This is a genomic window from Variovorax sp. GW821-FHT09D05, from assembly GCF_059416325.1.
In genome coordinates, this window is record NZ_JBWKOZ010000009.1 from 239,010 (window position 1) to 252,383 (window position 13,374).

Genomic DNA, 13,374 nt, shown 5'->3' on the forward strand with positions numbered 1-13,374 from the left:
TCGGTGTCCTTGCGTGCTCAGGCCAGCTTGCAGCCGGTCTTGTCGACGGGCAGGAAGGACTTGCCCGAGCTCACCACATCGACGTAGTCGGCAGCGTCCTTCATCTTCGACTTCGCCTTGCCCTTGAGCAGGTAGTAGTCCTTGATGACCTGGTGGTCGGCCTTGCGGATTTCCTCGGTGCCGGTGAGTCCGTCGAACTTCATGCCTTCGAGCGCGGCAATCACCGCCTTCTGGTCCACGGTGCCGGCCTTCACGATGCCATCGATCAGGATCTTGGTGCACACGTACGAGCCGGCGAGGCTGTAGTTGGGCACGATCTTGAGCTTGTCGGCGGTGCGCTTCACCAGGTCCTTGTTGAGCGTGGTGTCGGCCGTGTGCCAGTACTGCGCGCCGAAGTAGACGCCGTCGCACAGGTCGGCGCCCAGCTCGTCGAACTGCTCCAGCCCCGAGGCCCAGGCCATGAGGATCGTCATGTTCTTGTGCATGCCGAAGCTCACCGCCTGGCGCAGCGCGGCGGACGACTGCGCACCGAAGTTCAGCAGCAGCAGCACGTCGGGCTTGGCGGCCATGGCGTTGGTGAGGTAGCCGCTGAATTCCTTCTCGTTGAGCGAGTGGTAGCTGTTGCCCACGTGCTCGATGCCCTTCTCCTGGAAGATGTTCTTGGCCGCGCTCAGCAGGCCGTCGCCGAACACGTACTGCGGCGTGATCGTGTACCAGCGCTTGGCCTTCGGCATCGAGGCGATCAGCGGGCGCACCGTCTGCTCGATGGCGCCGAAGGTGGGCACCGACCAGCGGAAGGTGGCGGGGTTGCAGTCCTTGCCGGTGATTTCATCGGCGCCGGCGGTGGTGATGAACAGGCCGCCGGCCTTCTCGGCCTCCTTGCCCATGGCCAGCGCTTCCGACGAGAGGATGCCGCCCGCGAAGAACTTCGCGCCCTGCTGCTGCGAGGCTTCCTGCACCTTGCGCACCGCGGTGGCCGGCTTGCCTTCGGTGTCGAGCACCGTGTAGGCCAGCGGACGCTTCAGCACGCTGCCGTACTGCTCGATGGCCAGCTTCATGCCCAGGTCGGCGAACTTGCCATTGGCTGCGAAGGCACCCGACATCGGGACCGGGCAGCCGAAGCGGATCGCGTCCGCCGACTGGGCAAAGGCGGCGCGGCCGCCCAGGAGCGAAGCGGGGGCAGCCGACAGGGCGGCCAGCTGAAGAAGATGTCTGCGTTGCATGAGTTCTCCGGTCGTGGTGGGAAGTAAGGGAAAGGTGGTGCCTGCGATCGCTGGCGAATTTAAGCGGATAAATCGGATTAATATGCTGGTAAAAACCCGCTAGCAATCCTTGTGCCCAAAACCAGACCGCCCCGTCGCACGACGCCGTTTAAGATCGCCCGCTGTTGCGCATCCCGCGCATCTCCCGATGGGCATGGAGCGTGTGAATGAGAGTGGGGCAGAACCGCCCGAAGCGGCAAAAGCTCTCGGACGTCATCGTCGAAGACGTCAAGCGCTGGATCGTGGCGGAGCGCAAGCAGCCCGGCGACCGGCTGCCGAACGAGAAAGAACTGATCGAGCTTTTCGGCTATTCGAAGAGCACGGTGCGCGAGGCCTTGAAGGCGCTGGAGGTGCGCGGCCTGGTCTCCATTCGCACCGGCCCCGGCGGCGGGGCGTATCTGCAGCAGGTGTCGGTGGACCATGCATCGGAGCCGCTGCGCAACTTCCTGCACTTTCACCATCTCGACGGCCATCACATCTACCAGTTGCGCAAGGCCCTGGAGCCCGAGCTGGCCGTGAGCGTGGTGGGCCGACTGACACCAGAGCAGTTCGAAAAGCTGGAAGAAAACGTCCGGCTGTGCACGATCGAGCCGACCAACGAGGATGAGCTGCGCACGCAACGCGAGGCCGAACTCGGCTTTCACACGATGCTGGCCGAGAGCTGCCCCAATCCGGTGCTCTCCTTCATGTGCCGTTTTCTCAACGACCTGCTGCGCGACCTCGTGGTCTACAAGAAGGCGCTGGACCACCACCACTTCGGCGAAGCCAACGTCGACTATCACACGCAGCTGCTGGCCGCCTACCGCAAGGAAGACGCCGAAGAAGTGCGCCGGCTGATGTCCGAGCACATGATCGATGCCGAGCAGCACATGCACGAGATGGAGGCGCATATCGGCGCCAAGCATCTGCTGCTGCCGAGCGGGCAGCGCTGACCTGCTTTACCGGTGGGCCTTCTCCAGGCACTCCTGAAACGCCAGCACCGCACGTGACGGCTTCGGCGAACGCCGCAACAGGCTGACAAACCGGCACGCATAGTTGAAGCGCGCCGGCAGCACCGCCTTCATGAGCCCGCGCTGCTCGAACACCTGCGCGTAGTGGTCGGGCAGAAAGCCCAGGAAGCGCCCCGAAAGAATCAGCGTTGCAATCGCCTCCTGGTCGAAGCCGGTGGCCTTGCGCGACAGCTTCGCGCGGTGACTCAACTCCATGTTCGGCGAGTGGTAGCCGAGCCCCGCGAAATGATGCTCGCGCAGCTTGGCCCAGGTGAGCCTGGCGTGATCGGCGCCGAACAGCGGGTGTTTCGCGCCGCAATACAGCAGCATCGTCTCGTCGAACAGGTCGGCGTACACAAGGCTCTTGGAGCTGCGATGCGCCGGGATGATGCCGATCTGGAAATTGCCCTCCAGCACGCCCTGCTCGATGGCGTTGATCGAGCCCACGTGCAGCGCCAGAGTCACCTCGGGTGCGATCTCGGTGAAACGCGCGATGGCCTCGCCTATGCGCGCCTTCGGGTTGGTCGCCGTCTTGTCGAACAGCGCCACGTCCAGCTGCCCGCCCATGCGGTTGTGGATGTCGTCGATGCTGCCGCGGAAGGCGTCGACCGAGGCCAGCAGGCGCAGCGTCTCGTCGTATACGCGCTGCCCCTCGGCGGTGAGCGCAAAACCCGCCCGCCCGCGCCGGCACAGCACGAGGCCGAGCCGCGTCTCCAGGTCTTTCACGTGGCGGCTCACGGTGGAGGTGCCGATGTTCAGCTCCAGCTCGGCGGCCGCCATGCCGCCGCAGTCGACCACGCTCTTGAACACCTTGAGCAGGCGCAGGTCCATGTCGCTGAGCTGCCCCAATACGGCGCGGTTGCGGGCACTGTTTTGGGTACCGCTTCGGGCTTTGGCCTTTACTTGCATGAAGTGTCAAGTGAACATTGATATTGCGCCATTCTCCACACTGAAGGCTCTGCCAACAATCGGCACATCCCATCACCCCCGGAGCCCGCCCCGTGCGGGAAGCGCCATGACCCTCGCAACGCCCGCCATCGAACCGACGCCCACCGCGCGCACCGACGCCGCCTGGCTCGACGCGCACTGGATGCCCTACACCGGCAACCGCAACTTCAAGGCCGATCCGCGGATCATCGTGGAGGCCAAGGGCGCCTACTTCACCGACATCGACGGGCGCAAGATCTTCGACGGCCTCTCGGGCCTGTGGTGCTCGGGCCTGGGCCATGGCCGCCCCGAAATCACCGAGGCGGTGAGCCGCCAGATCGCCAAGCTCGACTACTCGCCCGCCTTCCAGTTCGGCCACCCGCTCTCCTTCGAGCTGGCCAACAAGATCAAGGAAATGACGCCCGCGGGCCTCGACTACGTGTTCTTCACCGGCTCGGGCTCCGAAGCCGCCGACACCTCGCTGAAGATGGCGCGCGCCTACTGGCGCACCAAGGGCCAGGCGAGCAAGACGCGCCTGATCGGCCGCGAGAAGGGCTACCACGGCGTCAACTACGGCGGCATCTCGGTCGGCGGCATCGCGGCCAACCGCAAGCTCTTCGGCCAGGGCGTCGAAGCCGATCATCTGCCGCACACCCAGCTCGCGTCGAATGCCTTCACGCGCGGCATGGCCGAGAACGGCGCCGAGCTGGCCGACCGCCTGCTCGACCTGATCGCGCTGCACGACGCATCGAACATCGCGGCCGTCATCGTCGAACCCTTCGCGGGTTCGGCCGGCGTGGTGATTCCGCCCAAGGGCTACCTGAAGCGCCTGCGCGACATCTGCACCGCCAACAACATCCTGCTGATCTTCGACGAAGTGATCACCGGTTTCGGCCGTTGCGGCGCGCTCACCGGCGCGGAAGCCTTCGGCGTGACGCCCGACATCATGAACATCGCCAAGCAGGTGACCAACGGCGCGCAGCCGATGGGCGCAGTAGTCGCCAGCAAGGAGATCTACGACACCTTCATGGCAGCAGGCGGCCCCGACTACATGCTCGAGTTCCCGCACGGCTACACCTACGGCGCACACCCCGTGGCCTGCGCCGCCGGCATCGCCGCGCTCGACGTGCTGCAGAAGGAAGACATGATCGGCCGCGTGCAGGCGCTGGCGCCGCATTTCGAGAACGCCGTGCACAGCCTGAAGGGCAGCAAGCACGTGGCCGACATCCGCAACTACGGCCTCGCCGCCGGCGTCACGATCGCCGCGTTGCCGGGCGAGCCTGCACGCCGTCCGTACGAGATCGCGATGAACTGCTGGAAGAAGGGCTTCTACGTGCGCTACGGCGGCGACACCATCCAGCTCGCCCCGCCCTTCATCGCGGAGAAGGCCGAGATCGACCGCATGGTCAACGCACTGGCGGACGCGCTGGCCGAGACGGCCTGAGCCTGCTTCGGCTCCCGGCCTGATCGGAGGCCGGGTCCTACAGGCGGCGCGCCGGCCGCCTCCCAATAATCGGCGGCATGACGGTACTGAGCAGCGACATCCCCGCCCGCCTGGACCGCCTGCCGTGGTCGCGCTGGCACTGGCGCGTAGTGATCGCGCTGGGCGTGGCCTGGGTGCTCGACGGGCTCGAAGTCACGCTGGTGGGTTCCATCGGCGCAGTGCTGGAGCGGCCCGACACGCTGGGGCTCACGGCCGGCGAGATCGGGCTGTCGGGCTCGGTGTACGTGGCGGGCGCGGTGCTCGGCGCGCTGCTCTTCGGCCGGCTCACCGACCGGCTCGGGCGCAAGAAGCTCTTTCTCATCACGCTGGTGGTCTACACGGTCGGCACGCTGGCCACTGCGTTTTCTCCCAACTTTGCTTTCTTCGCGCTGTGCCGCTTCGTCACGGGTCTTGGCATCGGCGGCGAGTACGCGGCCATCAACTCGGCCATCGACGAACTGATCCCGGCGCGCGTGCGCGGGCGCGTCAACCTCGCGATCAACGGCAGCTTCTGGATTGGCGCGGCGCTGGGCGCGGCGCTCAGCCTGGTGCTGCTCGACGCGCGCGTGATCGGCCCGGTGTGGGGCTGGCGCGCGGGCTTTGCGCTGGGCGCGGTGCTGGCGGTGGCTATCTTGCTGGTGCGGCGCGACGTGCCCGAGAGCCCGCGCTGGCTCATTGCACACGGACGCGCCGACGAGGCCAAACGCATCGTCGACCAGATCGAAGCGGAGATCGAGGCGCAGCACGGTCCGCTGCCCGCACCGCAAGGCTCTGTCGTGAACTACACGGCCGCGCGCGCCAACAGCCCGTCGATGCGCGAAGTGGCGCGCGTGCTGCTCAGGCGCTACCCGCAGCGCAGCATGGTCGCGCTGGCGCTGATGATCTCGCAGGCCTTCTTCTACAACGCGATCTTCTTCACCTATGCGCTGGTGCTCACGCGCTTCTACGGCGTGCCTGAAGGCAGCGTGGCGCTCTACATCTTTCCGTTCGCGCTGGGCAATGTGCTCGGGCCGCTGCTGCTGGGCCCGCTGTTCGACAGCGTGGGCCGGCGCCGGATGATCGCGCTGACGTACGTACTCGCGGGCGTCGGCCTCGCGCTCACGGGCTGGGCCTTCATGATGGGCTGGCTCGATGCGCGCGGTCAGGCGCTGTGCTGGTCGGCGGTGTTCTTCCTGGCGTCGGCGGCGGCGAGTTCGGCGTACCTCACGGTGAGCGAGGTGTTTCCGCTCGAGATGCGTGCCATGGCCATCGCGATCTTCTACGCGGTCGGCATGGGCGCGGGCGGCTTCGCTGCGCCGCTGCTGTTCGGCCTGCTGATCGAAACCGGCAGCCGGGGCGCGGTGATGGTGGGCTACGGCATCGGCGCGGCCCTGGTCATCGTCGCGGGGCTGCTGGCCTTGCGCTATGCGGCCGATGCTGAGCGCAAGCCGCTGGAGGAAGTGGCACCGCCGCTGTCTTCGGAAGCCGGCGGCGAGCGCTGACTGTCTCTACAGCGCGCAGGTTCTGAAGCCGAAGAAGCCGTCGTCACGCTCGGGCAGCGCAAAGCCACGGCGGCGCGGAGAACGCAGGCGCGCACGCGTTGCGAACGAAGCCCCGCGCAGCACGCGGGCCCGGCCGAAAGCAGCCGCAGGATCGAACTCTCCCCCCGCGCTCCACGGGTCGGCCCGATACCCCGGCCACGGCTGCAGCGTGCCCGACGTCCACTCGTGAACGTCGGCCCACCGGAAGCCACGCCGCCCGGCCGTGTGCGCAGCAATCTCCCATTCGACTTCGGTCGCGATGCGCCGCCCGGCCCAGCGCGCCCAGGCATCGGCCTCCCACCAGCTCAGGTGCACGGCGCTGTGGTGGCCTGCCGCACGCACTGTCACACCAAAGCGCTGCTGCAGCACCGAACCGCCCGTGCCGTTGCGCGCCGCGCCGATCTGCTCGACATGGCGCGGCCCGCGCCGGCCCTCGATCTGCGCCCCGAGCCAGCGCCAGCCTTCGCCATGCCACAGCTCCTCGCGGTCGTAGCCGCCGTCGTCGACGAATTCGATGTACTGGTTCCAGGTGACGGGCTGCGCGTCGATCTCGAACTCGGGCACGTCGACCCGGTGCGCGCTGCGCTCCTGCGCAAAGGCGAAACCGCCCTCGGGCATGCCCAGCTCCCATCGCGTGGCAGGCAGCAACAGCGGCTCGCGCGTGACGGCGATGGGCGCCTGCTCGACGCCCAGGGGCAGCCCCAGCGTCTGCGCCATCACCACGAACTGCTCGCCGCGCAGGTCTTCATGGAACAGCGCGAGGCGGTAGAAGTACAGGCCGGCATCGGTCTCGGCCGCGTTCTCGAGCAGCTCGAGCGTGCTCTCCAGCGTTTCGAGCAGGTAGGCCTTGGTCTGGGCGAGGTCGGGCAGGTCGGGCGACCAGCGGCGGCCCGGCGTGCTCTGCGACGGGTTCCACCAGTCGTCGGCGCCGGGGTCGATGGGCGCCAGGCGTGTGGGCCGCACCGGGCAGTCGACGCCGAAGGCGCGCTGGGTGTTGCGCCCGATCCACCATTCGGCGAACCAGCCGATGTGGCCGGCCAGCCAGACCGGCGGCACCACGCCCTCTTCCTCGGGCACGGGCGGCACGGCAAGCGCTTCGGCGCCCAGGGCCTCCTCGTAGAGCGAAAGCAGGTGCAGCGTGTGGTTGCGCGCGTCGATCAGCGCCAGGGACAACAGCTCGCGGCCCGCGCGGCACATGTCGGGCGAATCGATCGAATGGGGCAGGCCCATGGCGCCCGAAGGCGTCGAAGGCGGAAGGCGCGAAGACATGGACGATTATGGCGACCAGGGCCGCCTCCCACGCCCCGGACAAGACCCGGATTCCGGGTAAACCCCGCCCCTCATGCCAAGTAGATACAAAGGTTCAACGGGGTAACATCTCGGGCTTTGCGCAGCTCCCACCAGGGGCCGGCGTTTCACCTTGGGCTTCGCGGGAGACACCCCCTTGTCTGCATTCCTCAAATTCGCGACCGGCATGGACTGGATCAGCGAAAAACTCGGCAAGATCGCCGGCTACGCCGTCCTGGCGGCCTCGCTCATCTCGGCGGCCAACGCCCTCGTCCGCTACGGCTTCGACTTCAGCAACAACGCGTTCCTCGAGATCCAGTGGTACCTGTTCGCCGCCACCGTGATGCTCGGCGCGCCCGTGGTGCTTCGCTTCAACGAGCATGTGCGCGTGGACATCATCTACGGCAAGCTCAAGGGCTATGGGCCGGTGTACGTCGACCTGTTCGGCCTGATCTTCTTCCTGCTGCCGGTGATGGCCCTCTTCACCTACGTCACCTGGCCCATGTTCTGGAACATGTGGGTCACGGGCGAGATGTCCGGCAACATCGGCGGCCTGATCCGCTGGCCCGCCGCGCTGCTGATGCCCGTGGGCTTCGCCGCGATGTTCCTGCAGGGCGTTTCGGAAATCATCAAGCGCATTGCCTACCTGCGCGGCCTGATCGAGATGGACACGCACTACGAGAAGCCGGTGCAGTGACGGGCGCTTTTCGCATCCCTCGCGCCCCTTCTGGTCTAGCCCTTTCCCGCACCGCAGGATAAGTAGAAATGCACATGGAAAATTTCGCCCCGATCATGTTCGCGGGGCTCGTGGTGATCATGCTGATCGGCTTCCCGGTCGCGTTCTCGCTCTCCGCCCTCGGCCTGATCTGCGGCTTCTTCGCCATCGAGATGGGCTGGTTCCCGGCCGGCTTCATGGCCAACCTGCCGCTGAACGTGTTCGGCATCCTGTCGAACGAGACGCTGCTCGCGATCCCGTTCTTCACGTTGATGGGAGCCGTACTGGAGAAATGCGGATTGGCGGAGGACATGCTCGACTCGATGGGCCAGCTCTTCGGCCCCATCCGCGGGGGCCTCGGCTACTCGGTGATCATCGTGGGCTTCATCCTCGGCGCCATCACCGGCACGGTGGCCGGCCAGGTGATCGCAATGGCGATGATCTCGCTGCCGATCATGATGCGCTACGGCTACGACATGCGCTATTCGACCGGCGTGCTCGCCGCGTCGGGCACCATCACGCAGCTGGTGCCGCCTTCGCTGGTGCTGATCGTCATGGCCGACCAGCTCGGCACCGACGTGGGCCAGATGTACAAGGGCGCCTGGGGTCCGTCGATCCTGCAGGTCATCATCTTCGCGATCTACACCTTCATGGTCGGGCGGCTGCGCCCGCACTACGTGCCGGGCCTGCCGGCCAGTGCGCGCACGCTGAACGGCTGGGCGCTGTGGGGCAAGTGCCTGCGCGGCATCATCCCCTCGGCCATCCTGATCTTCGCGGTGCTCGGCTCGATGGGCGGCCTGCCCTTCATGGACAAGGCCATCGCCACGCCGACCGAAGCCGGCGCAATGGGCGCGGTGGGCTCGCTCATCCTCGCGCTGATCCATCGCCGCCTGAACTGGCAGCTGATGAAGGACGCGATGGAAGGCACCATGCGCCTCACTGCGATGGTGGTGTTCATCCTCATCGGCTCGCGCGTGTTCTCGCTGGTGTTCCAGGGCGTCGACGGCGCCAAGTGGATCGAGCACATGCTCTCTGGCCTGCCGGGCGGCCAGGTGGGCTTCCTGATCGCGGTGAACATCTTCGTGTTCTTCCTCGCGTTCTTCCTCGACTTCTTCGAGATCGCGTTCATCATCCTGCCGCTGCTGGGCCCCGTGGCCCACAAGCTAGGCATCGACATGGTGTGGTTCGGCGTGCTGCTGTGCGTGAACATGCAGACCTCGTTCATGCACCCGCCCTTCGGCTTCGCGCTGTTCTACTTGCGAGGCATTGCGGACACCCTCTTCAAGAACGGGGCGCTACCCAAGAAGGTGGAGTCGCGCGACATCTACCTCGGCGCCGTGCCGTGGGTGCTGATGCAGCTGCTGCTGGTGGCCATCGTGATCTTCTTCCCGCAGACGGTCACCGTGTTCCTCGAGAAGGAAAAGGTCGTCGACATCGACAAGGTCAACCTCGACATGCCTGCCGACGCCGAGCCACCGCCCGCGCCCGACAGCAATGGCGTGAACATGGAAGACCCGTTCGGCAACGAGAAGAAGACACCGGAAGAAACACCGGCGGCGCCGCCGGCTTCCGGCGAAGCCACCAAGCCGTGAGCGACGACGGCGGCAGCACCCCTCCGCTCGAAAGCCCCGCCTTCCCTGCGCTGCTGCGCACGCTGGCGGTGGTGCTGGTGGTCGATCTCTTCGCCTTCGCGATCTGGAGCCTGCCCTCGCTGCGCAGCACCGCGTGGTCCACGAGCGCCCTCGTGGTGTTCGGCATTGCAGCGCTGTGCGTGGTGTGGGTCGGCTACTGGATCGTCTACAGCCGCACGCGGCTCGAAGGCGACGTGCTGATCCAGACCTGGCTCTGGAACAAGCGCGTGAGCGCGCAGGAAGTGGCGCAGCTCAAGCTCGTGCACATCCGCATGCTCGAACGCGTGATCGCGCCGCGGCTGCTGGTGCGACGGCGCTACGGCGGCATGACATGGTTCCACTCGGCCGATGCGAGCGTGCTCGTGGCCTTTGGCGAACAGGTGGCGAAGCGCTCCATTCCACCGAAGCCGGATACTCCCGAACCCGAGACCGGGTCGACGAAATAAAAAAGCCCCGCTGGTTCCAGCGGGGCTTTTTTGCATGCAGCGCGCGAGGCGCCTGCTTACAGCTTCTGCTGCTGCATGAAGCGGTCGAAGGTGCCTTCCGTGTAGCGGAACCAGGCGTTCTGGTCGGCCAGGAATTTCGACCAGTCGCCGTAGATCTTCTTCCACTCGGGGTTGGTGTTGTTCAGGTCCGAGTAGATCTGCTGGGCCGACTTGAAGGCCGCATTCATCACGTCCTGCGAGAACGGACGCAGCTTGGTGCCCGAACCCACGAGCTGCTTCAGCGCGATCGGGTTCTTGGAGTCGTACTTGGCCGTCATCGTGATGTTGGCGTGTGCGGCAGCCGCCTCGACGATGGCCTTGTACTCGGCCGACAGGCCTTCCCATGCCTTGGTATTGATGTAGAAGTCGAGCTCGGGGCCGCCTTCCCACCAGCCGGGGTAGTAGTAGAACGGCGCGATCTTGTTGAAGCCCAGCTTCTGGTCGTCGTACGGGCCGACCCATTCGAGGCCGTCCAGCGTGCCCTTTTCGAGCGCCGGGTACAGGTCGGCACCGGGAATCGATTGCGGGATCACGCCGAAAGGCTCGAGCACCTTGCCCGCGAACGGGTTGGTGCGGAACTTCAGGCCCTTCAGGTCGGCGACCGACTTGATTTCCTTGCGGAACCAGCCGCCCATCTGCGCGCCCGTGTTGCCGCCCGGCAGGTTGATGATGTTGTACTTGGCGTAGAACGCGCGCATCAGCTTCAGGCCGTTGCCTTCGTACATCCAGGCGTTCTGCTGGCGGGTGTTCATGCCGAAGGGCACTGCGCAGCCCAGGCAGAAGGTCGGGTCCTTGCCGTAGAAGTAGTACGGCGCCGTGTGGGCCATTTCGACCGAGGCGTTCTGCACGCCGTCGACCACGCCGAATGCGGGCATCAGCTCGCCGCCGGCATGCACGGAAATCTGGAACTTGCCGCCCGTCATGTCGCTGACGCTCTTCGAGAACACCTCGGCGGTGCCGAAGATGGTGTCCAGCGACTTGGGAAAACTCGACGCCAGGCGCCAGCGAACGGTGGCTTGGGCGTGAACCGCGGGTGCGATGCCGGCAGCCAGAACGCCCGCGATGCCGGCGTTTTTGATGAGGGAACGACGATCCATTGATAGCTCTCCGAGTTCTTGGAAAAACAAAACGCGGCTTGTGACCGCGTTGGGGACTTTTGTCTAAGTCCGGACGATTGTAAAAACGCGCTTACAGCCGCCGGCAGGGGTTTACCCTGCGCTCGAAACGAAGCGCTCGCGGATCGATGCCTCGATGCCGATGGCATCCAGTCCGATCGACGCCAGCAGCTTGGCCGGATCGCCGTGTTCGATGAAGCGATCGGGCAAGCCGAGTTGCAGCACCGGCTTCTGCACGTTGGCAGCCTGCAGTGCTTCGAGCACCGCACTGCCCGCGCCGCCCATGATGGCGCCCTCTTCCAGCGTGACGATGGCATCGTGCGTGCCTGCGACCTTCAGCAGCAGCTCGACGTCGAGCGGCTTGGCCCAGCGCATGTTGACCACCGTGGCGTCGAGCGACTCGGCGGCGGTGAGCGCGGGGTACAGCAGCGTGCCGAACGCGAGGATGGCAATGCGCTTGCCTTCGCGGCGAATCTCGCCCTTGCCGAAGGGCAGTGATTCGAGCGTGAGGTGCGGCGTGACGCCTGCGCCGGAACCGCGCGGATAGCGCACGGCCACCGGATGGTTCTGCTCGTAGGCACTCGACAGCAGTTGCCGGCACTCGCGCTCGTCGGCCGGGCAGGCCACGCTCATGTTCGGAATGCAGCGCAGGAACGGGATGTCGTACGCGCCCGCATGCGTGGCGCCGTCGGCGCCCACGAGGCCCGCGCGGTCGAGCGCGAACACCACCGGCAGGTTCTGGATCGCCACGTCGTGGATCAGCTGGTCGTACGCGCGCTGCAGGAAGGTCGAGTAGATCGCGACCACTGGCTTCAGCCCCTCGCATGCCAGGCCGGCCGCGAAGGTCACGGCGTGCTGCTCGGCAATGCCGACGTCGTAGTAGCGGTCGGGAAAGCGCTTCTCGAATTCAACGAGGCCCGAGCCTTCGCGCATCGCGGGCGTGATGCCCACGAGGCGGCCGTCGTGTGCGGCCGTGTCGCACAGCCACTGGCCAAATACCTGCGTGAAGGTCTGCTTGGCCACCGCAGCGGACTTGACCAGCCCCACCTGCGGATCAAACTTGCCGGGGCCGTGATAGGCCACCGGATCGGCCTCGGCCAGCTTGTAGCCCTGCCCCTTCTTCGTGACCACGTGCAGGAACTGCGGGCCTTCGAGGTGCTTGAGGTTCTCGAGCGTGGGCACCAGCGAGTCGATGTCGTGGCCGTCGATCGGGCCCACGTAGTTGAAGCCGAACTGCTCGAACAGCGTGGCCGGCACGACCATGCCCTTGGCATGCTGCTCCAGGCGCTTGGCCAGCTCGAACAGCGGCGGTGCGTTGCGCAGCATGCTCTTGCCGACGTTCTTGGCGGCGGCGTAGAAGTTGCCGCTCATCAGTTGCGCGAGGTAGCGGTTGAGCGCACCCACCGGCGGGCTGATCGACATGTCGTTGTCGTTCAGGATCACGAGCAGCTTGCAGTCGCACACGCCCGCGTTGTTCAGCGCCTCGAAGGCCATGCCGGCCGTGAGCGCGCCGTCGCCGATGATGGCCACGGTGTGGCGGTCTTCGCCCTTCTGCTTGGCGGCCATGGCCATGCCGAGCGCGGCCGAGATGCTGGTCGACGAGTGGGCAGTGCCGAAGGTGTCGTACTCGCTCTCGCTGCGCTGCGGAAAGCCCGAGATGCCGCCGATCTGCCGCAGCGTGGGCATGCGCTCGCGCCGACCCGTGAGGATCTTGTGCGGGTAGGTCTGGTGACCCACGTCCCACACCAGTCGATCGTGCGGCGTGTTGAACACGTGATGCAGCGCGACCGTGAGTTCGACCGTGCCGAGGTTGGAACTCAGGTGGCCGCCGGTGCGCGAGACGTTGTCGAGCACGCTGGCGCGCACCTCATCGGACAGCTGGCGCAGTTGCGCCCGGTCGTATTTGCGGATCGGCGAGGGGTCGTGAAGTGTGGGAAGCAGCGGAGCCATGGGGAGGTAT

At 66.2% G+C, this 13,374-nt stretch carries 11 protein-coding genes; 6 read left to right on the top strand and 5 right to left on the bottom strand.

Features of this window, described 5'->3' with window-relative positions; translation table 11 throughout:
- Positions 1-17 precede the first annotated feature (17 nt).
- Positions 18-1,223, bottom strand: a complete 1,206-nt coding sequence (locus AC07O3_RS24710; RefSeq protein WP_093050006.1) for an ABC transporter substrate-binding protein — start codon at positions 1,221-1,223, stop codon at positions 18-20.
- Between the two features lie 206 nt (positions 1,224-1,429).
- Here AC07O3_RS24710 and AC07O3_RS24715 point away from each other — a divergent pair, with 206 nt between their 5' ends.
- Positions 1,430-2,194: a FadR/GntR family transcriptional regulator gene (locus tag AC07O3_RS24715; protein ID WP_495340561.1), complete on the top strand. Its 765-nt coding sequence runs from the start codon at positions 1,430-1,432 to the stop codon at positions 2,192-2,194.
- 6 nt (positions 2,195-2,200) lie between these two features.
- Here the strand turns inward: AC07O3_RS24715 and AC07O3_RS24720 are convergent, their stop codons facing one another.
- Entirely contained in the window at positions 2,201-3,160 is a 960-nt protein-coding gene (locus tag AC07O3_RS24720) for a LysR family transcriptional regulator (RefSeq protein ID WP_093050000.1), read from the bottom strand.
- Positions 3,161-3,266: 106 nt separating this feature from the next.
- Here AC07O3_RS24720 and aptA point away from each other — a divergent pair, with 106 nt between their 5' ends.
- Both aptA and AC07O3_RS24730 read left to right on the top strand, forming a co-directional pair.
- Positions 3,267-4,622: an omega-aminotransferase AptA gene (gene aptA, locus AC07O3_RS24725; protein WP_495340562.1), complete on the top strand. Its 1,356-nt coding sequence runs from the start codon at positions 3,267-3,269 to the stop codon at positions 4,620-4,622.
- Positions 4,623-4,699: 77 nt separating this feature from the next.
- A complete protein-coding gene (locus AC07O3_RS24730; protein ID WP_495340563.1) occupies positions 4,700-6,142 on the top strand; it encodes an MFS transporter in 1,443 nt (480 codons plus the stop codon).
- 6 nt (positions 6,143-6,148) lie between these two features.
- Here the strand turns inward: AC07O3_RS24730 and AC07O3_RS24735 are convergent, their stop codons facing one another.
- The gene (locus tag AC07O3_RS24735; RefSeq protein WP_495340564.1) at positions 6,149-7,450 is read right to left on the bottom strand and encodes an SUMF1/EgtB/PvdO family nonheme iron enzyme; all 1,302 of its coding nucleotides are present in this window, start codon (positions 7,448-7,450) and stop codon (positions 6,149-6,151) included.
- A 175-nt stretch (positions 7,451-7,625) separates the two neighbouring features.
- Between AC07O3_RS24735 and AC07O3_RS24740 the strand changes: the two genes are divergently transcribed.
- The 3 genes from AC07O3_RS24740 (at position 7,626) to AC07O3_RS24750 (ending at position 10,260) form a co-directional block, all read left to right on the top strand.
- Positions 7,626-8,165, top strand: coding sequence for a TRAP transporter small permease subunit (locus AC07O3_RS24740; RefSeq protein WP_093075336.1), 540 nt, complete (start codon positions 7,626-7,628; stop codon positions 8,163-8,165).
- Positions 8,166-8,233: 68 nt separating this feature from the next.
- Positions 8,234-9,775, top strand: coding sequence for a TRAP transporter large permease (locus AC07O3_RS24745; RefSeq protein ID WP_093049984.1), 1,542 nt, complete (start codon positions 8,234-8,236; stop codon positions 9,773-9,775).
- On the top strand, positions 9,772-10,260 hold the full coding sequence (locus tag AC07O3_RS24750) for a hypothetical protein (protein ID WP_354338480.1): 489 nt from the start codon (positions 9,772-9,774) through the stop codon (positions 10,258-10,260). Before AC07O3_RS24745 ends, AC07O3_RS24750 begins: the two co-directional genes overlap by 4 nt.
- Positions 10,261-10,316: 56 nt before the next feature.
- On the opposite strand, the gene AC07O3_RS24755 is transcribed toward AC07O3_RS24750, so the two are convergent.
- Both AC07O3_RS24755 and dxs read right to left on the bottom strand, forming a co-directional pair.
- Positions 10,317-11,396 carry a TRAP transporter substrate-binding protein gene (locus AC07O3_RS24755; RefSeq protein ID WP_093049979.1) on the bottom strand — a complete coding sequence of 360 codons (1,080 nt, stop codon included), beginning with the start codon at positions 11,394-11,396 and terminating at the stop codon, positions 10,317-10,319.
- Positions 11,397-11,507: 111 nt separating this feature from the next.
- A complete protein-coding gene (gene dxs / locus AC07O3_RS24760; RefSeq protein ID WP_093049976.1) occupies positions 11,508-13,364 on the bottom strand; it encodes a 1-deoxy-D-xylulose-5-phosphate synthase in 1,857 nt (618 codons plus the stop codon).
- Between the last annotated feature and the right edge of the window lie 10 nt (positions 13,365-13,374).

What these genes read in the sequence shown, in the direction of transcription:
- AC07O3_RS24720 (WP_093050000.1), bottom strand. Translation starts at nt 3,160, where the DNA reads ATGCAAGTAAAGGCCAAAGCCCGAAGCGGTACCCAAAACAGTGCCCGC.
- AC07O3_RS24745 (WP_093049984.1), top strand. Translation starts at nt 8,234, where the DNA reads ATGCACATGGAAAATTTCGCCCCGATCATGTTCGCGGGGCTCGTGGTG.
- AC07O3_RS24710 (WP_093050006.1), bottom strand. Translation starts at nt 1,223, where the DNA reads ATGCAACGCAGACATCTTCTTCAGCTGGCCGCCCTGTCGGCTGCCCCC.
- AC07O3_RS24755 (WP_093049979.1), bottom strand. Translation starts at nt 11,396, where the DNA reads ATGGATCGTCGTTCCCTCATCAAAAACGCCGGCATCGCGGGCGTTCTG.
- AC07O3_RS24715 (WP_495340561.1), top strand. Translation starts at nt 1,430, where the DNA reads ATGAGAGTGGGGCAGAACCGCCCGAAGCGGCAAAAGCTCTCGGACGTC.
- dxs (WP_093049976.1), bottom strand. Translation starts at nt 13,364, where the DNA reads ATGGCTCCGCTGCTTCCCACACTTCACGACCCCTCGCCGATCCGCAAA.
- AC07O3_RS24735 (WP_495340564.1), bottom strand. Translation starts at nt 7,450, where the DNA reads ATGTCTTCGCGCCTTCCGCCTTCGACGCCTTCGGGCGCCATGGGCCTG.
- AC07O3_RS24730 (WP_495340563.1), top strand. Translation starts at nt 4,700, where the DNA reads ATGACGGTACTGAGCAGCGACATCCCCGCCCGCCTGGACCGCCTGCCG.
- aptA (WP_495340562.1), top strand. Translation starts at nt 3,267, where the DNA reads ATGACCCTCGCAACGCCCGCCATCGAACCGACGCCCACCGCGCGCACC.